The organism is Selenomonas sp. (genome assembly GCF_057272215.1).
This window is the reverse complement of record NZ_DBHIUY010000001.1, coordinates 326,237-344,243: the sequence shown is the minus strand read 5'-3', so window position 1 is coordinate 344,243 and position 18,007 is coordinate 326,237. Positions and strand designations below refer to the sequence as shown.

Sequence of the window (18,007 nt, the reverse complement as noted above, 5' to 3'; positions counted from 1 at the left end):
GTCCACAAGATTCCGACAGCATAAGAGCCGCCCGCGCGACAACGCGGGCGGCTCTTATGCCGGAAACCCTTTCTTACACTCTCGGATCACGCAGAATCGGTTCGACTACCTGCGGAAACCTCGCGCGCAGATAATTGCTGATCGTCTCGCCGATGAAGCGTTTCGCCACGCTGTCGGGATGCAGGCCGTCGGTCGTGTAGTCATCTTCGAGCTGCCCGTGCGCATCGGAAAGCACCGTCGTGACGTCAACACAGTAAGGCTGCGACAGGATCCAACGGTTGATGAGCGCCTGCTCGTCGCTCCAATCGGCGGGCGGCGTCTGCGCATACTGGAGCTTCGCGATCTTCGCCGGATTGAGCGAGGTGGCCGTCGCGAAAACAGGCGTGATGCCGCGCGCCGTACACTTGTCGCGAATCCGTGCGAGCACGGCGATGACGTCCGCCGCCTTACCGCCCACGCGATAGTTGTTCACACCGCCCATGATGACGAGGATGCGCGGGCGAAAGGGCAGCACATCGCGCTCAAAACGCGCTTCCATCGCCTCTACGGTGTCGCCCGAGTAGCCGAGGTTTTTGATTGGAAACGCGGCATATGATTCCCAGTCGTACAAGACGCGGTCAGGCCCGTTGACAATGGCGCCGCCGCCGTGCGTGATGCTGTCGCCGAGGGCAGCGACGACGACGGGGGTCTTGACCTCAAACGGCACATTTTCCGACCATGCGCCGATAGGCTGACGCGACGCATCGAGGGCGCGCACCTTCCAGTAGTAGCTGCCGGGCGTCGTGAAGCCATAGGTATCGTAGCAGGTGAGATCCGTCGAATAGAGGATATGAAGAAGCGACGGCTCCTTCTTGCCGCGCTTCCACACGGATACTTCGTACTCTTTTGCACCGAACGCAGCAATCCACGAATACGTCGGATAGAGCGGCACATAGTCCATCCGATCAAACTCACTTGTCGGCAGGGGCGCTGCCGGCTCCTTCTCACCCAGCTCAAGCGCAGCCGCAGGCGTAAACGCAGAGCGCCCGTTGCCGTCGTAGTCGAGCGCGCGCACGCGCCAATAGTGATTCTGATCGAGCCAGCTGCGTCCGACGAGCGAAAGTTCCACGCCATTATTGAAAATATGCGCATCGCGATAAACGATTTTCGCCTTCTCGCCCACGCCCTCTTCCACGACAATCTCGTAGCGCACAGCGTCGGCGACGGGCTTCCATGTAAGACGCAGCTTCTTCGGCGTCTGCCGCGCCGCCATTTTCACATTCCCGCGCATCGCCATCGGCTCCTTTGCAGCTTCTCCCGCTGCAGTATCTTGGGACAGAGACTTCTTTTCAGCGTCTTTTTCCGCACCTTTCGGTTGCTCATTCGCATCTCCCGCTTTCTCTTCTGCGGGAGCGTCCGCTTCCTTCTGCGCCGTATCGCGCGCAAGTATGACCGTGCGATCCTTCGTCACGGTCATGCGAGCCGCCGTATGCGCTTCGCCTGCCGAAGACGCTTCTAAGGTCAGCGCTCCCTGCGGCGCAAATGCTGCCGCCGCAAGGCAAAAAACCAAGGCGGCGGCGCTTTTTTTCCAAAAACAATGCGTTTTTTTCTGCAAGATCAACCCTTCTCTTCCGGATCGAGCGGCATGGGGCGGAACTGGCGCGATTCGTCATACTGCATATTCGTGATGATGCGGCCGAGGCGCGTACCCGACAAGAGGTTCCACGTCCACTTCAAAAGCACCGTGATGTTCGTATGCGCACCCGAAAGCCGCAGCAAGTGAACGAACATCCAGACGACCCATGCAATGAACCCCTTCATCTTCGTGCCGTTCATATTGACGACGGCTTCCGTCCTGCCAATCGTCGCCATCGCTCCTTGATCCTTATAATGAAATGTTTCGAGATTCTCATCGCCTGCCAACAAGCGTTTGATATTGCGCGCAGCGACGGCGCCTCCCTGCGTCGCAACGGGCGCGACCGTCGGCAGGGGCCGCTCCGTGCCGTGGCAGAAGGAAGCGCAGTCGCCGATGGCGAAGATATCGCGCTCGCCTTCCACTTGCAGCTTCTCGTTGACGATGATGCGTCCCGCGCGGTCACACGCGAAGCCGAGCTTGCCGATGATCGGCACAGCCTTGACCCCCGCCGCCCAAATCACCGTATTCGTCGGAATGACCCGCCCGTCCTTCAAGGTCAGGCTGTTCTTGTCGCAGCCCGCGACCTGCGTGTTGAGCATGACGTCTATGCCTTTATTCTCCAAGACACGCACCGTTTCCTGCTGCAAGTCGGGCGGCATCATGGGCAGAAGCCCTCCCGTCGCTTCGACGAGCTTGACGCTGATCTCATCGGGCGAGAGGTTGTGATACTCGTCCTTCATGATGAGGTTGATGACTTCCGCCAAAGAGCCGGCAAGCTCGACGCCCGTCGGCCCGCCGCCGACGACGACGAAGCTCAACATGCGGCGGCGCTCCTCCTCGTTATGCTCTATCTTGTTGGCGCGCTCGAACATGTGAATGACATGGTTGCGGATGTGCAGCGCCTCCTGCAAGGTTTTCATCGGGAAGGAGTGTTCCTCGACGCTCTCCATGCCGAAAAAGTTCGTCGTCGCACCCGCCGCAAGGACCAAATAATCGTAGGGCACTTCCCCGTGATTCGTAATGACGACCTTGCGCTCCTTGTCAAGTCCGCGCAGCTTCGCCATGAAGAGATCGACGTTCTTATTATGCCGGAAAAAGGCGCGGATGGGATAGGCGATCTCGTCGGTTGAGAGAAGCGACGTGGCAAGCTGATAGAGAAGCGGCTGGAAAAGGTGGAAATTGCGGCGGTCGATGATCGTGATGTCAAGACTCTTATCCTTGGCAAGCTCGCGGACGACCTTCACTCCGCCAAAGCCTGCGCCGACAACGACAATGCGTGTTTTGCTGCTCATGGTTTTACTCCCTTCTGGGTGCGGGGATGCTCCCCGACTTTGCCGAGGCGAGGCAGATGCAGCCGCTTCAATCAACGGCTGTCATTCTTCCTGCGCTCTAAAAACTTATCGACGTATAAATTTTATATATAGAAAAAGCGGCGCAGGGGCTTATGCCCTCACGCCGCTCTCGCTTCCCTGTCATTTTTTCTCCTGCTCCTCGCAGCTTTCTTCGTCATACTTTATTCTGCCCTTTCCCCATAGCGTCCATCCGATGCCCCCGTCATCACCACTTCGGCAGAACTTCAAGCCAATAGCCGTCGGGGTCGCTGATGAAGTAAATGCCCATCGCCGCATTTTCGTAGCAGATGCACCCCATCTCCTCGTGCAGTTTGTGCGCCGCATCGAAGTCGTCGACGCCAAAGGCGAGGTGGAATTCGTTGTCGCCAAGGTTGTACGGCTCCTCGCGCCCCTTGAGATGCGTCAGTTCAAGCTCGTGCGGCGTCGTGCCGCCGTCGCCCAAGTAGACGAGCGTGAAATCCGGCAGCTCCTTTCGGCGCACTTCTTTCAGCCCCAGCGCTTTCTCGTAGAAAGCAAGCGAACGCTCCAGATCGCGCACGTTGATGTTGTTGTGCAAAAACTTGAATTTCATACTGTCTTCTCCTCACTGTTCCATATCGAAGAATGTAAAATTCCTGCAATAGTCAATCACGAGGAATTTTTCCTTGTCCTTGCCCTCGCCGCCCAGATTCTCGCAGAAGCGCATGCCTCTGCCAAGCATCTGACTGAACTTGCTCAGGGAATGAACCTTGCGGAAAAAGACGAGATTGACGACCGGCGGCATATCGAAGCCCGTATCCAAAACATCCACGGATACGGCGATGGTCGGCTGCTCTTCCTGCGCTGAAAAAGCATGAACCGCCGCCGCCAGATCGGGCGTACGCGCATCGAGCGCACGAATGAAGTCTGCGCCATATTCGGGATGCAGCCGCTGGAATATGAAAGCGATGGCTTTCGCCTGTAAGCTGTTCTTCGCGAAGATGATCGTCTTGCCAAGCTTGCCGTCCTTCGCTTTGAAACCATGCTCCAAGAGATTTTCGAGCATCGCCTGGATCTTCTCCTCGCTGAACAGCCAGTTGTTCACGGCTGGCAGATCGAAATCCTTGCTGGTGATCGCCCCCGTATCGGAATACTCCATCTCAGCAATTGTGCGCTGCTCATCCGTGAGTTCGGCGTAGCGAAGGTGCGAATCCATGAGTGCATCCGGCGCTTCGTCGCGCAGCGTGAAATCAACGAGCCAGCCGTCCCGCCGCGCTTCCTCGATGCTGTAGACGAACGTCGGCTTGCCCGGCGCAAGGTCGTAGAAGCGATAGACGTCCGCCTCCCCGGGCGCCGACGGCGCAACGGAAGAAAAGCCCAAAAGGATGGCGTCAAAGTAGCGCAGGAGTACGAGATGATCATCGTAAACGCTCGGATGCGACTCGTCGATGACGACGAGATCGAAGTGTGCGGGATCGTAAAGGCGTGCGCCGTCCTCCGTACGATTCTCGTTCACGGCGTCCATCATGGCGGTCGCCGTCGCAAAGACGATGTCCGCCTGCTCTTCTTCGCGCACATCGCCGAGAAGATCGACGCTCTTCATGTCCGGCAGGATCATGGCGAATTGATCGTATGCCTGATGCACAAGCTCTTCGCGGTCGGCGAGGTAGAGCACCTTGCCGATCGCTTTCTGCTGAAACAGCGCCTCGATGGCGCCCGCTGCCATGCGCGTCTTGCCCGTGCCCGGCGGCGTGGAAACGAGGAGACGGCGCACGCCTTTATGCACGTCCTCGCATATATGCCAGACGGCTTCCCTTTGATAGGGGCGGTTCACGATGCCGCTTGAGAGATCCGGATGGCTCTCGGGATCATAGAGACGACGAAAGCCCATGCGCCGCTCCAAGTCGATGCGCGAAAAACAGCCGGAGATGCGGCGCAGGGCGTCGCGCCGCTCATCCAAGAACCAATACTTCCCTTCATGCAGGAGAAAAAGGTACGGGCGCTCGGCATATTTTTTCTCGATCAGCGCCGCCCATTCCTTCACCTGCGCCACGCCTTCTTCCAAAGACTGCGCCGTCTTGACTGCCATGACGGCAAGCGGCTTCTTCTCTGCATCGGTGAAGAGGAAATCGACCGGCGGCGCTTTCTTCCCCGCGCCTTCGATCGCACAGTTCATGAAGCAGTCCTCATCCAACGTCCAGCCTGCCTGCGCACCATCGACCAGCAGATAGCGGCCGCGGCACTCGGCGACGAGATCCGGCGGTACGCTGACAACTTCACCGTTGTTATTCTTTTGACGAAGCTTTGCAAGACGCTCCGCCGTCTCGCGGTTCTTCTTACGCCGCGGCAAGAGGGCGCCGCCCTCGAACGGCTCCTTGTAAAGCGCACGAAGTTTCAGCGGATCCTTGACCTTTTCCCTGCCGTCCGCAGACAAGAGCGTTTCGTCAAAGGGGCGCGGGGAGAAATCCTCTGCATAACACGCCGCCAGCCATGTGAGCGAGCAATGCAGCGCACGCAGAGAGAGTACGGCGGCTTCACGCGGGACATCTATGCTGCGGTAGGCGACGATATTGCCCAAGTGCAGGATGTAATGCACGATGGCGTCCATCCCCTCGGGGCGCAGCTTTTTGAGCGTCGGCTCATGAATGAGACGCGCGATCGCCTCATGGTACGGCAGCGCCAGATCCGCATCATGCGTGAACATCCAGCGCACTGCCAGCTTCAAGGCGCGCGCCGCCAAGACCGTACTCTTCGGATATGACGTCTTGAGACTCTGCTCCGCCTCCATCGCCGTCTTTGCGATGGCTTTATAATTCTTTTGCGCTAACAAAAAATCAAAATTCGATGCCATGTCCTCACCATTCTTTCCCTAGATATGGCTGCTCAGCCAGAGCGCCGCTCCAGCCAGCCGCTATTCCCCCTTGCGAAAGTTGTCCTCTCAGCGATTTCCCCGCACGCCCTTCCCTTCCTTGCGGCGTGCGCCTATATGTTTTGCGCTGTCCGCTTTGCGCGGCTGCGTGAGATCGACGATCTCATCATGCTCCTTCTGCGGTTCGCGTCCGAGGCGGCAGAGGACGCGCGTGATGCGCACGCCCTCCGTCTCCTCGACGAAAAACTGTGCATCGGCAAACGTCGCCTTCTGTCCGATGCGCGGCGGGTTCTCAACGTGCGCGGAGAGCCAGCCGCCCACGCTGTCGATGTCCTCTTCGTCAATAGCGACTTCCAAGACGTCCTCCAGCTCCTCCAACAGCATCTTGGCGTCAACGGAGTAAAGGCGCGCGCCCTTCTTTTCCACCAGAGGGCGATCCGTATCAAATTCATCTTGGATATCGCCGACGATCTCCTCGACGACGTCCTCGATCGTGACCATCCCCGCCGTACCGCCGTACTCATCGACGACGATGGCGAGCTGCGAACGCTCCTTCTGCATCGTCTGCAGCAGGCGGCTGACCGCCATCGCCTCAGGAACGACGAGCGCGCGGCGTGCAAGCTTCCGAAGATCCGGCTCTTCCTTTCGGTAGAGCGTCTCTAAAAAGTCCTTGATATGCAAAAAACCGATGATATTGTCCTTGTCTCCATCGCAGATCGGATACCGCGTGAGCCTTTCTGCCATCGCCGTATGAATGCTCTCTTCGATGGAATCCTCAAGGTCGAGGCAAATCATATCCGTGCGCGGAATCATGATCTCGCGCACAGAAAGGTCGGCGAAATCAAAAACATTGTCAACGAACTCCAACTCCGTCTTGTCAATGAACCCCTGCCGATGACTCTCCTCCATGAGAACGCGAATCTCTTCTTCCGTATGCGCCACATCTTCGCCCTTCGTCACGACGGAAAAGCCCATGCGCTCTTCCGCCCAATTCGCGACGTGGTTCAGCAGCCAGACAAAAGGATACATGACGCGCTGAAACACGAGAAGCGGCAAGGCGACCGAAAGCGCGACGCTCTCCACCTTGCGGATCGCGACGTTCTTCGGAATCAGCTCGCCCCCCACGATGTGCAGCGACGTAATGAGAAAGAACGCCAGCGCAAAAGAAACGGTCGCAACTGCGCTCTCCGGCACGCCCAGCCAAGAAAAGGCAGGGTGCAGAAGCGAGGCGACGACAGGCTCGCCAAGCCAGCCAAGACCCAAGGAAACGATCGTGATGCCGAGCTGTGTGACGGAAAGCGCCACATCGAGCCGATTGACCAGCTCCTTCGCATAGGACGCGCGGCGATTCCCCTCGGCGATGAGCACATCGAGACGCGAACTGCGCATCTTGACGATAGAAAACTCCGCCGCGACGAAGAACGCATTGCCGAGTACGAGCAAAACTACGACAAACAGCTTGAACCCAAGCAAAAAAGGATCTTCCAAGAACACTCCCCCAGAAAAACGCGAAACCCATACCTTTCGGTATATCTGTCTTTTAATATATTCTACGGCAAGTTTTTATTTTCCTGCCGCTTTGTTGTTTTTTGGAACGGAATTCATAATCTGCTGCGCGGACGGCAGCGGCGCATACTCGGCGAGAAACGCCGCCATCTCCGCCTCAGAAAGCACCGGTGCGCCAAATCCCGAGGCAGGGCGTGCGGCGGCGCTGTTCGCCCGCGGCGCTGCATCGCGCGGCGCGGAAGCGCTCTTTGGCGCAGCCGCTCCGCCTATGCGTGCATTGAGCTTAGGCTTGCCGTCCTTGTCATCGCAGCTCATGCGGCAGCGCGGATAGTTCGAGCAGCCCCAGAAGTCGCCGTTCTTGCCGCTTCGTTTGATGAGCACGCCATTTTTGCAGCGCGGGCACGGATGCTCGCCCTCGCGCTCGATCTTCGCATCGAGCGCCTTCGCCACAAGGCGGCGCGTAAAGGCGACCTGCGCCGCCAGAAACTCTTCGAGCGTACCCGCGCCGTCCGCCATCGAATGCAGCTTGTCCTCCCAGAGCGCCGTAGCGTCGGGATAAACGAGATCGTCAGGCAGGGCGTCGATGAGAAGATACGCCGCATCGGTCGGATAAAGCAGCTTCTTCTTGCCCTTCGCCGTGAGGAAACGGCGCTTGATGAGATCGTCGATGATCGCCGCCCGCGTCGCCTCCGTACCGATGCCGTAGACGTCCTTCAAGCGTTTCTTCGCCTCGGGATCGAGCACATACTTATGGATCTCCTTCATGCCCTGCAAAAGCGTCGCAGGCGTAAAGCGCGGCGGCGGCTTCGTCTCGCGCTTCTTGAGCGCACCGCCCGCATACGTCACGAGGTCGTCCTTCTTCAAAGGCGGCAAAACGCCGCCCCCCTCCTCTTCACCATCCGGCGCACCATCCTCCGCCTCTTCACCCGCCCCCTTCTTCGCCGCACGATAGAGCGCACGCCAGCCTGCCTGAAGTTCACGCCGCCCATTGGCGGTGAACACCTCGCCGTGATAGTCGAGCGTCGCGCGTGTCTGCTCGTAAATATGCTCAGGGTAAAACTGCGCGATGAACGCCTGCGCGATCAGGCGGTAGATGTTTTGCTCCGTCTCCGTGAGCGTCCCGAGCCGCGCACGCACCGTCGTCGGAATGATCGCATGATGCGCCGTCACCTTCTTGTCGTTCCACGCGCGGCTCTTGATCTTCGTGTCCGCGCCGCCCGCCCAATGCGACAGAGCCGCATCGTCGCCATCGCGCAAATGGGCGAGGATCGCCGGCGCATCCTTTCGCTGATTCAGCGGCAGATACTCCGAGTCCGAGCGCGGATACGTCGTGAGCTTCTTCTCGTAGAGCTTCTGCGCCGTATCGAGCACGAGCTGCGGCTCATAGCCGTACTTTCTGCCGGAAAGCACCTGCAAAGACGAAAGTGAAAAAGGCAGCCGCTGCCCCTCCGTCTTTTTCGTGCGGCGCACGTCCGTCACGCGCCCTTTTGCCGGCGGCTCGGCAAAGCCGAGGAGCCGCGCTTTCGCCGCCGCCGCATCGACAAGCCTGCCCTCGCGGTCAAGACCCGCCTCTTCCTCGCGCGGCTTCCATACGGCAGAAAACTCGCCGTCCGCATGGCAGAACTTCCCGCGAAGCTCGAAATAATCCACGGGCTTGAAGCCTTCGATCTCGCGCTCACGCCGCACGACGAGCGCCAAGGTCGGCGTCTTGACCCGCCCCACAGGCAGGACGAGCCTCTTGTGCCCCGCGCGGCGCGCCGCCAGCGTATAGGCGCGCGAAAGATTCATGCCGATCAGCCAGTCGGCGCGGGCGCGTGCCAGCGCCGACTGCTTGAGCGCGTAGAAATCACTGTTTTCGCGCAAATTCGCGTTCGCTTCACGAATGCTCTTTTCATCGAGCGCGTTGAGGAGAATGCGCTTGACCGGCTTTTGATTGCCGACGAAGTCGAGCACCTCGTCGATCAAAAGCTGCCCCTCGCGGTCGGGGTCGCCCGCATGGACAATCTCATCGGCGCGCGCGATGAGATCCTTGACAATGCGAAACTGCCGCGCCGCAGACGACGCGACGACAAGCTGCCACTCGGCGGGTACGATCGGCAGATCCTCCACGCGCCAGAACTTATACTTCTCACTGTACTCCTCCGGCTCCTTCTGCCGCAGAATATGTCCAAATCCCCACGTCACAGCGCCATCCGCCGTTTCCAGCCAGCCGTCGTGCGAACGCAGCGGTCCTTTGAGACACTTGGCGATCTCGCGCCCCATGCTCGGCTTCTCCGCGATATAAAGCCGCAAGCGACCACCCCCTTTCCTCGCCCAAGCGTTTCTCTCATGTAAATCAAAGATTTTCTTCTATTATACCACACGAACGGCTTCATTGACAGCATGGTGCTGCATTGTTATAATGGCAGAAACATGGTCGCCGCCTTCGGGCGGCTTTTTATCCTGTAGGAGGCGTCTTTATGACAGAAAAAACTTTCCCCGTAAGCCCCGCGCGGCTTGAGGAAATCATCCGGCAATATCCAACGCCCTTTCACATCTACGACGAAAGAGCCATCCGCGAAAACTTCCGCCGCTTCAAGCGCGCGTTCTCCTGGGCGCCGCACTTCACCGAGCACTTCGCCGTCAAGGCGACGCCGAATCCGCGTCTCCTGCAGCTCCTCTCCGAAGAAGGCGCGGGCACGGACTGCAGCTCCATCGCCGAACTCATCCTCTCCGAAGCCGCCGGCATCAAAGGCGAAGCCATCATGCTGACCTCGAACGACACGCCCGCCGAGGAATTCCAAAAGGCGCGTGAACTCGGCGCCATCATCAACCTCGACGACATCAGCCACATCGACTATCTCGAAAAGCATGTGGGCCTCCCCGACTGCCTCTCCTTCCGCTACAATCCCGGTTCGCTCATCGAAGGCAACGACATCATCGGCAAACCGACCGAAGCGAAGTACGGGCTTACGCATCACCAGATCTTCGACGCCTATAAAATCGCGCAGGAAAAAGGCGTGAAGCGCTTCGGTCTGCACACTATGGTCATCTCGAACGAGCTTCGAAACGAAGCTTTCCTCTTCACCGCAGAACTCATGTTCAACCTCGCTGTCGAGATCAAAAAGCGTCTCGGCATCTCACTCGAATTTGTCAACCTCGGCGGCGGCTTCGGCATCCCCTACCGCCTCGAAGAAACCGCCATCGACGTCGAGCGCGTCGCAAGCGGCATCGAAGCGCTCTACAAAAAGATCATCGAGCCGGCAGGCCTCTCCGGCCTTGCCATCAAGGCGGAATCCGGCCGCTACATCACCGGCCCTTACGGCTGGCTCGTCGCGACGGCGCTGCACGAGAAAAAGACGTACAAAGACTACATCGGGCTCGACGCCTGCATGGCTGACCTCATGCGCCCCGCGCTCTACGGCGCCTACCACCACATCACCGTCGTCGGCAAAGAGGACGCTTTCTGCGACCATATCTACGATGTCACAGGCTCGCTCTGCGAGAACAACGACAAATTCGCCATCGACCGCAAGCTGCCCAAGATCGAGATCGGCGACCGCATCGTCATCCACGACACGGGAGCGCACGGTCACGCTATGGGCTTCAACTACAACGGCAAACTCAGAAGCGCCGAGCTGCTCCTTCGAGAAGACGGCAGCATAGAACGCATCCGCCGCGCCGAAACCTTGGACGACTACTTCGCCACACTCGGCATCCCCGGCGGTCTGATGAAGTTTTAGCCTTATATCTCTCGGCGCCTGCAGTGATATGCTGCGCCTGCCGAATCTTTTTGTAAAGGATGAACAACGTATGGATCTCTTTCGCAGGAAAAGTATCGATGAACTGCAAGCGGCGGCGGCAGCTTCAGGAATGCTCAAGAACCTCGCCGCCGTCGATCTTTTGATGCTCGGCATCGGCGCCGTCATCGGCACGGGCATCTTCGTGCTCACGGGCGTCGCCGCCGCCAAGTACGCAGGGCCTGCCGTGCCGCTGTCGTTCATCCTCTCGGGGCTTACATGCGCCCTCGCAGGTCTCGCCTATGCGGAATTCGCCTCCATCGTGCCGGCGTCGGGCAGCGCCTACACCTATGCCTATGCCTCCTTGGGCGAGTTCATCGCCTTCATCGTCGGCTGGAACCTCATCTTAGAATACACCGTGACGTCGAGCGCCGTCGCCGTCGGCTGGTCGGGCTACGTCGTCGGCCTCTTCGCCTCGGCGGGGCTTCATCTTCCCCATGCGCTCGTCGTCTCGCCGGAGGAAGGCGGCGTATTCAATCTGCCCGCCGTCCTCATCACGCTCTTTTTGTCGTTTCTCCTCGTGCGCGGCACAAAGGAAAGCGTCAAACTCAACCGCATCCTCGTCTTTGTCAAGCTCGGCGCAATCTTCCTCTTCCTCGCACTCGCCGCGCCCCACGTCGAGGCGGCGAACTGGGAGCCATTCCTGCCGTTTGGCTACAGCGGCGTCGTCTCGGGCGCGGCGATCGTATTCTTCGCCTATATCGGCTTCGACGCCGTCGCAACGACGGCGGAAGAGTGCCGCAACGCCGCAAGGGATCTTCCCGTCGGCATCATCGGCTCGCTCTTCATCTGCACGCTGCTCTATGCCGTCGTCGCCGCCGTCCTCACGGGCGTCGTACCGTATTCGATGCTCGACACAGCGGAGCCCGTCGCCTTCGCGCTGCGTCACATCGGCTACAACGTCGGCTCCGCCATCGTCGCCGTCGGCGCGATCTGCGGCATCACGACGGTACTGCTCGTCCTCCTCTACGGCCAGTCGCGCATCTTCTTCGCCATGAGCCGTGACGGCATGGTGCCCGCAAACGTCTGCAAAATTCACCGCCGCTTTCACACGCCGTATCGCGTGACGATCCTCGGCGCGATCTTCGTCTCCGTCATCGCGGGCGTCTTCCCCATCGGCATGATCGCCGAGATGGCGAACATCGGCACGCTCTCCGCCTTCCTCATCGCCTCCATCGGCGTCATGGTACTCCGAAAGACCGAGCCGAACCTCAAGCGCAACTTCAAATGCCCTGCCGTCTGGATCATCGCGCCGCTCGCCGTCCTCTCCTGCGGCTACCTCATGGCGAACCTGCCGCTCGCAACATGGCACCGCTTCGGCTTCTGGATCCTCTTCGGTCTTTGCGTCTACTTCGGCTACAGCCGCGCCCACAGCGTCATCGGCCGCCGCGCAGAAGAAGCGGAAAAGCCGTGAGGCGGTGAAAAAGCGGCGGGCGTCTTCTTATGAAACGTATCCGACATTTTCTCTCCTTTTTGAGAGGCTTGACACGCCGGGATTATCTATTGGAATAGGACGTCGCTTTTTGTTCATCTATAACGAACAGAATATCGCTATTTATAAAATCTGTCGATTATAGTCGACAGATTTTATAAATTCCTATTGATTGTCGGTTATAGAAGTATAAAGATGGTGCAAAAATCTATATTCAAGTCGCCTATCTTCTCGCTTCGGAAGAAACGACGGCGAGGGAATTTGCTCCTTACGATAATGTGCGCGACAACTACCCGAAATATGTCCTCTCGCTCGATGAATTCGACGTGAGCCGAGACGGCATAAAGCATTGCAATATCCGCGATTTCCTGCTCGCGGACACTGGGTAGGCGCCGCGCTGAGAAATTTCCCCTTGAAAAAAATCCTCATATCGTCGATAATGAATAAGACCATTTCAACCGAAGGGAGCATGACTATGACAGAGCGCGAACCGCTGAAACATACATGCAGCTTCTGCAAACGCAAAGTTACCGTGCATGAACAGTATGATATGCCGATTTACGACCCGAACACGGGCTTTGCCATCTGCAAGAACTGCGTCAAAGACATATACCATTACATTGAGGATCACGAGGCAGCGAGCGCGGAAAGGGAGAAGCTCAACTTTGCCGACCAGCTCGATGCGATCTTGCAGAAAAACAAGCCGCACATCATCAAAGCGTACCTCGACGAGTACATCATCAACCAAGACCGCGCCAAGAAAATCCTCTCCGTCGCCGTCTACAATCACTACAAGCGCATGAAGTACGGCTACATGAACGAGGACGGCACGGACATCGAGAAGTCGAACGTCATCATGCTCGGCCCGTCAGGCTGCGGCAAGACAGCGCTTCTCTCGCATCTGTCGCGGCTTCTCGACATCCCCTTTGCCGTGACGGATGCGTCGAGCCTCACAGAAGCGGGCTTCGTCGGCGCAGATGTAGAAGTCGCCGTCCGAAATCTCTACTATGCAGCGGACAAGGACATCGAAAAAGCGGAACACGGCATCATCTATCTCGACGAGTTCGACAAGATCGCGAGAAAATCCGGCGCAAACAACTCGATCACCGCCGACCCCGGACACGAAGGCGTGCAGCAGGCGCTTCTCAAGATGCTCGAAGGCTCCGTCGTCGAATTCACGGCGCGAGGTCAGAGGAAGCACCCCGAAGCGCCGACCATCAAGGTCGATACGAAGAACATCCTCTTCATCGTCGGCGGCGCTTTCGTCGGCATCGAAGATGTCATCGGAAAGCGTCTCAAAAAAGATGCGGCAGGCATCGGCTTCGGCGCAGAGGTCGAGGGCAAGGAAAAAGACGAAGCCAAACGCTTCGATGAGCTTATCCATAAGGTGCGCCCCGAAGATCTCATGCAGTACGGCATCATCCCCGAGATCATCGGCCGCCTGCCCGTGATATGCACGCTCGAAACACTCTCCGAAAACGACCTTCTGCGCATCCTGACAGAGCCGAAGGACGCGCCCGTCAAGCAATATGAGAAGCTTCTCGCGATGGATAACGTCGAGCTGGTATTCGAAGAAGATGCGCTTCGCGCCGTCGCAAAAAAAGCGATCCAGCGAAAGACCGGCGCAAGAAGCCTCAAGGGCATCATCGAAGACACGATGCTCGACGTGATGTTCGAAATCCCGAAGTCCGCCGAGAAACGCCGCGTGACGATCACGAAGGAGTGTTTGAAAGACGGCGCCGAGCCGAAAATCGAACGACTGGCATAATAAAGAGACACCCTCGATGAGCGATGCCCATCGAGGGTGTCTCTTTACTATGCCGCCCCGCCGATCTTTTTCCGCGGCTTATCGAGCCAATCGGTGATCGGAAATAGCGTCGAGCGAAAATCCGCCTTGTCCATGAGACGGTCGATTTCAAAGAGCACGAGGATACGCGCCGTGCCGCTCGGCGAGTATTCGCTGTGATAGCTGCGCGAAGCAGGCAGATCGACGACGAGATCGCGCACGCGGTCATAACCGAGGAGACGCAGATTGACAGAACTGTGCAGCACAAGCTCATCCTTCCAGTTGCGATAGGTCGTCTCTCTGTACTCCGTGACAGCGAAACCCGCGATATAGTCGGCATCCGTTTCCTCAGCCGCCCGCTTGAGACGCTCGGCGAGCGATCCTTCGCCGCCGTAGATGATCCGCATCGCCTGCTCTATTTCTGCATCGTCCGCATACCTCACAGCGCGAAGCGTCTCATTGAGCGGCACGCGAAAGTCGCGCACGACGCGCTCCTTCATCGCATCGACCACGGAGATCGGCATGGAGCGCGGCGCGATGGGGCGCAGAAGAACGATATGACGCTGCCCGACAGGCGCGGCGCGAAGCACCTTGTCAGAAAAGCCGGCACTTGCAGCCGCAGCCTGCGTCGAGGCGCTTCCCGCTTCTTCCGCCAGTCTTGCCGCAAGCGCAGAAGATGTGCCAAAAACTGCAAAAAGCGAGGAGAAAAGCATGACTGCAAAAATCATCGCAAGAGTGCGCCGCATGTTTTCTCCCCCCATTCATCTCAACGATCAGCCATTCGACGAAGAATGCTCTCCCTCCGACGCTGCGACGACGACAGAAACGGCGCCGTCGCCCGTGACGTTGAGGCAGGTGCGAATCATGTCGAGGATGCGGTCAATGCCGGCGACGAGCGCAAGACCCTCGAAGGGAAGCTGCGCCGCCTGCAAGACCATCGCGAGCATGATAAGTCCCGCCCCCGGCACACCCGCCGTGCCGATGGACGCGAGCGTACCCGTCAGAACGATCATCGCCATCTGCTGGAATGTGAGGTCGATGCCGAATACGTTCGCAATGAAGAGCGAGCAGACGCCCATGTAGAGCGCCGTGCCGTCCATATTGATCGTCGCGCCCAGAGGCAGGACGAAAGAGGCGATCTTACGCGAGACGCCGAGCTTTTCCTCACAGTTCTTCATGTTGACCGGCAGCGTGCCCGAACTTGAGCATGTCGTAAAGGCGAGCATCATCGCTTCCGACATGCCGCGGAAGAACTTGATCGGACTCATCTTGCCAAAGACGGAAGCCATCGTCGAGTAGACGAGCACCGCATGAATGACGCTGCCGATGAAAGCGCAGAGAATGACGGAAAGCAGCGGCAGCAGCACCTTCGGTCCGTTCTTCGCGACGACGGGCAAGAGCAGTGCAAAAACGCCGTACGGCGCAAAGGCCATAATCATGCCGATCGCCTTGTAGCAGACCTCGGCGCAGGCGTCGAAGAAGCCGATGAGCTTCATGCCGCGCTCGCCGCCGACCTGCGTGATCGAGACGCCGATGAAGAGTGCGAAGATAATGACGGGCAGAATATCGCCCTTCGCCATCGACGCGATGGGATTCGTCGGCACCATGTTGACCAAGACCTGCATGACGGACGGCGCTTCCTTCATCTCGGGAGCCGTACCGCTCAAAGTAAGACCGACGCCCGGATGGATGACGCCCGCCACAGAGAAGCCGATGATGATGGCGATCGCCGTCGTCGAAAGGTAGATGCCGACCGCTTTGGCGCTGATGCGCCCGAGCGTCTTCGTGTCGCCAAGACTCGTGACGCCGACGATGAGCGACGAGAATACGACAGGCACGATCATCATTTTGATGAGGTTGATGAATATTGTGCCAATCGGTGCGATCCACCAGTTGATGAAGCCGATGTACTCTTCCCCGACGGCAAGTCCAACGACGACCGCGAGAATGAGCGCGATAAAGATGCGAGCAGAGAGATTCAAAATTTCCACACCCTTTCGTAAAATTAGGAAAAAGGATTCGGGGCAATTCCTCCAAGAAGAAGTTCTTCCCGGAAACGCGTGGAACTGTCTGATTTCCTCTTCATTATATCAAATTCTTCCGCTTGCGTCTAATTTACTGTTGATGTAAAATACCAATAGCAAAAATACAAGCATTTTCCCCTATAAAATTACTGGAAAACTATACACAACCTTGACAAGGGAATGTACTTCAAGACTATCGTTCCTCTCATCCTCAAAAATTCCACTGACATGATCTCGGAACAGAATCTTCGTCGTTTTCGTTATTTATTTTTTCTGTATTTAGAAACTACCGTTATACCATATTTAAAAACTACCGTTATAATTGTAAAGATAGTAAGATAAAGAACGTACTTCACAGATATATTCATGATGAAAATAATCGTATCAAGAAGCCTCTTCCCAAATGCTCCTGTGGCTGTATCTGCATCTTTTTTACTCGGTTCTTGTCGAGTCACTACGCTGTTTATTATACGTAAATCCGTTTCTTCATTTCGATCAAAAGCCTCTCTGCTTGGGTGGTGAAATGAAAAGGTAATCTCTTTCGAACAATTAACAGTAGAAAATCCACGTACATAAAGTATTTCTCCATTCTGTGCTATCGTGTAATTCGTTAAAATCCATTCTGTATTCCCTAATTCTTCTGCGCCAAAATTTATAACCTTAATAGCTCCATTTCCTGCTTTTTCCATTCCTTCTGCATAATTCCTCGCAAAATCCTGCATATCTCCCACTTGTACTATATTTTTGAACTCCTTATCGACTGAGTTATGGACATTAATTAGCAGTACATTTTCATCATTTATTTGATACCCATATTCCTTTATCCCCTTTTTTACTACTATTTGATTGGATATATCAATCCAACTGTCACTTCTCTCAAAGGAAGTTTTTGCATCGTCCAATTCGAGCGAACTCGCTCTACAAAAAGATGGAATCAACGTAAATGCAATCATTATTAAAAAAATTTTCCACATAAAGTAAAATCCTCTCTTTAGATGCTACTTCCTTGAGGAATCAGGCGATGTTGACGCCTGTCACGCCATCGATACGGCTGATCGCCTCGGCGAGCGCGACGCCTTTGATCTTCGCATGATTAAACAACTCAAATTCGATAATGAGCGCTCGTTCCTCACTTTGTGAATGCATCGTCTTGACAGTGTGTACCGTGAGATGGAAATCTTCCAGACACTCATTGATCTGGACGAGCTGCCCCGGCAGGTCACGCGTAAAGACCGTCAGAAGAATATGATTTTCGTGCAGCACCCACTCGTCGATACGGGAAAGCGCGCCGAGCGTCACGAATACCAGCCCCGTCGCCAAAAGCGCCGCCGTGTAGTAGCCGCCGCCTGTGGCAAGCCCAACGCCTGCGACGACCCAAAGACACGCAGCCGTCGTCAGTCCCGTGACCGTCAGCCCTTCCTTCATGATCGCGCCCGCGCCCAAAAAGCCGATGCCCGAAACGACCTGCGCCGCAAGGCGCGCGGGATCCGCGTTCGTCCTGCCCTCAACGCCTTGATAAATCGCCGTCGAGAGGAGCATGACGAGGCAGGAGCCAAGGCACACGAGCATATTCGTGCGCAGTCCCGCCGATTTGCGGCGCGACTGCCGCTCGTAGCCGATGACGCCGCCAAGCACGCACGAAAGCGTCAAGCGCAGGAAAACCTCCCATTCAGATACCATAGCAGC

Annotated in this window: 13 protein-coding genes; 3 read left to right on the top strand and 10 right to left on the bottom strand. The window is 57.1% G+C overall.

What is annotated here, in order from left to right; all coding sequences use genetic code 11:
- Window positions 1-73: 73 nt before the first annotated feature.
- The 6 genes from ACO5Z0_RS01455 to ACO5Z0_RS01430 form a co-directional block, all read right to left on the bottom strand.
- Window positions 74-1,594: an SGNH/GDSL hydrolase family protein gene (locus tag ACO5Z0_RS01455; protein WP_485648909.1), complete on the bottom strand. Its 1,521-nt coding sequence runs from the start codon at window positions 1,592-1,594 to the stop codon at window positions 74-76.
- A 2-nt stretch (window positions 1,595-1,596) separates the two neighbouring features.
- A complete protein-coding gene (locus ACO5Z0_RS01450; RefSeq protein WP_485648908.1) occupies window positions 1,597-2,907 on the bottom strand; it encodes an NAD(P)/FAD-dependent oxidoreductase in 1,311 nt (436 codons plus the stop codon).
- Window positions 2,908-3,172: 265 nt separating this feature from the next.
- Window positions 3,173-3,538 carry a VOC family protein gene (locus ACO5Z0_RS01445; RefSeq protein ID WP_442672795.1) on the bottom strand — a complete coding sequence of 122 codons (366 nt, stop codon included), beginning with the start codon at window positions 3,536-3,538 and terminating at the stop codon, window positions 3,173-3,175.
- Between the two features lie 12 nt (window positions 3,539-3,550).
- A complete protein-coding gene (locus tag ACO5Z0_RS01440) occupies window positions 3,551-5,776 on the bottom strand; it encodes a DEAD/DEAH box helicase family protein (protein ID WP_485648907.1) in 2,226 nt (741 codons plus the stop codon).
- Window positions 5,777-5,863: 87 nt separating this feature from the next.
- On the bottom strand, window positions 5,864-7,282 hold the full coding sequence (locus tag ACO5Z0_RS01435; protein ID WP_485648906.1) for a hemolysin family protein: 1,419 nt from the start codon (window positions 7,280-7,282) through the stop codon (window positions 5,864-5,866).
- Window positions 7,283-7,357: 75 nt separating this feature from the next.
- Entirely contained in the window at window positions 7,358-9,592 is a 2,235-nt protein-coding gene (locus ACO5Z0_RS01430) for a DNA topoisomerase 3 (protein WP_485648905.1), read from the bottom strand.
- Window positions 9,593-9,759: 167 nt separating this feature from the next.
- On the opposite strand from ACO5Z0_RS01430, the gene ACO5Z0_RS01425 reads away from it, so the two are divergent.
- The 3 genes from ACO5Z0_RS01425 to clpX all read left to right on the top strand — a co-directional run bounded on the left by ACO5Z0_RS01425 (window position 9,760) and on the right by clpX (window position 14,279).
- Window positions 9,760-11,022 (top strand): diaminopimelate decarboxylase family protein, encoded by a 1,263-nt coding sequence (locus ACO5Z0_RS01425; protein ID WP_485648904.1) that lies wholly within the window; start codon window positions 9,760-9,762, stop codon window positions 11,020-11,022.
- A gap of 70 nt (window positions 11,023-11,092) precedes the next feature.
- Window positions 11,093-12,493, top strand: a complete 1,401-nt coding sequence (locus ACO5Z0_RS01420) for an amino acid permease (protein ID WP_485648903.1) — start codon at window positions 11,093-11,095, stop codon at window positions 12,491-12,493.
- 493 nt (window positions 12,494-12,986) lie between these two features.
- Window positions 12,987-14,279, top strand: a complete 1,293-nt coding sequence (clpX, locus tag ACO5Z0_RS01415; protein WP_442676342.1) for an ATP-dependent Clp protease ATP-binding subunit ClpX — start codon at window positions 12,987-12,989, stop codon at window positions 14,277-14,279.
- Between the two features lie 47 nt (window positions 14,280-14,326).
- Here the strand turns inward: clpX and ACO5Z0_RS01410 are convergent, their stop codons facing one another.
- The 4 genes from ACO5Z0_RS01410 to ACO5Z0_RS01395 form a co-directional block, all read right to left on the bottom strand.
- Entirely contained in the window at window positions 14,327-15,043 is a 717-nt protein-coding gene (locus tag ACO5Z0_RS01410) for a hypothetical protein (RefSeq protein WP_485648902.1), read from the bottom strand.
- 27 nt (window positions 15,044-15,070) lie between these two features.
- Window positions 15,071-16,288: a dicarboxylate/amino acid:cation symporter gene (locus tag ACO5Z0_RS01405; protein ID WP_442672244.1), complete on the bottom strand. Its 1,218-nt coding sequence runs from the start codon at window positions 16,286-16,288 to the stop codon at window positions 15,071-15,073.
- 293 nt (window positions 16,289-16,581) lie between these two features.
- Complete coding sequence (locus ACO5Z0_RS01400; RefSeq protein ID WP_485648901.1) at window positions 16,582-17,295, bottom strand: hypothetical protein; 714 nt, start codon at window positions 17,293-17,295, stop codon at window positions 16,582-16,584.
- Window positions 17,296-17,335: 40 nt separating this feature from the next.
- Window positions 17,336-18,001: an MgtC/SapB family protein gene (locus tag ACO5Z0_RS01395; RefSeq protein WP_485648900.1), complete on the bottom strand. Its 666-nt coding sequence runs from the start codon at window positions 17,999-18,001 to the stop codon at window positions 17,336-17,338.
- Between the last annotated feature and the right edge of the window lie 6 nt (window positions 18,002-18,007).

Coding starts and splice junctions, on each gene's coding strand:
- ACO5Z0_RS01445 (WP_442672795.1), bottom strand. CDS start 3,538: ATGAAATTCAAGTTTTTGCACAACAACATCAACGTGCGCGATCTGGAG.
- ACO5Z0_RS01440 (WP_485648907.1), bottom strand. CDS start 5,776: ATGGCATCGAATTTTGATTTTTTGTTAGCGCAAAAGAATTATAAAGCC.
- ACO5Z0_RS01450 (WP_485648908.1), bottom strand. CDS start 2,907: ATGAGCAGCAAAACACGCATTGTCGTTGTCGGCGCAGGCTTTGGCGGA.
- ACO5Z0_RS01395 (WP_485648900.1), bottom strand. CDS start 18,001: ATGGTATCTGAATGGGAGGTTTTCCTGCGCTTGACGCTTTCGTGCGTG.
- clpX (WP_442676342.1), top strand. CDS start 12,987: ATGACAGAGCGCGAACCGCTGAAACATACATGCAGCTTCTGCAAACGC.
- ACO5Z0_RS01420 (WP_485648903.1), top strand. CDS start 11,093: ATGGATCTCTTTCGCAGGAAAAGTATCGATGAACTGCAAGCGGCGGCG.
- ACO5Z0_RS01400 (WP_485648901.1), bottom strand. CDS start 17,295: ATGTGGAAAATTTTTTTAATAATGATTGCATTTACGTTGATTCCATCT.
- ACO5Z0_RS01410 (WP_485648902.1), bottom strand. CDS start 15,043: ATGCGGCGCACTCTTGCGATGATTTTTGCAGTCATGCTTTTCTCCTCG.
- ACO5Z0_RS01425 (WP_485648904.1), top strand. CDS start 9,760: ATGACAGAAAAAACTTTCCCCGTAAGCCCCGCGCGGCTTGAGGAAATC.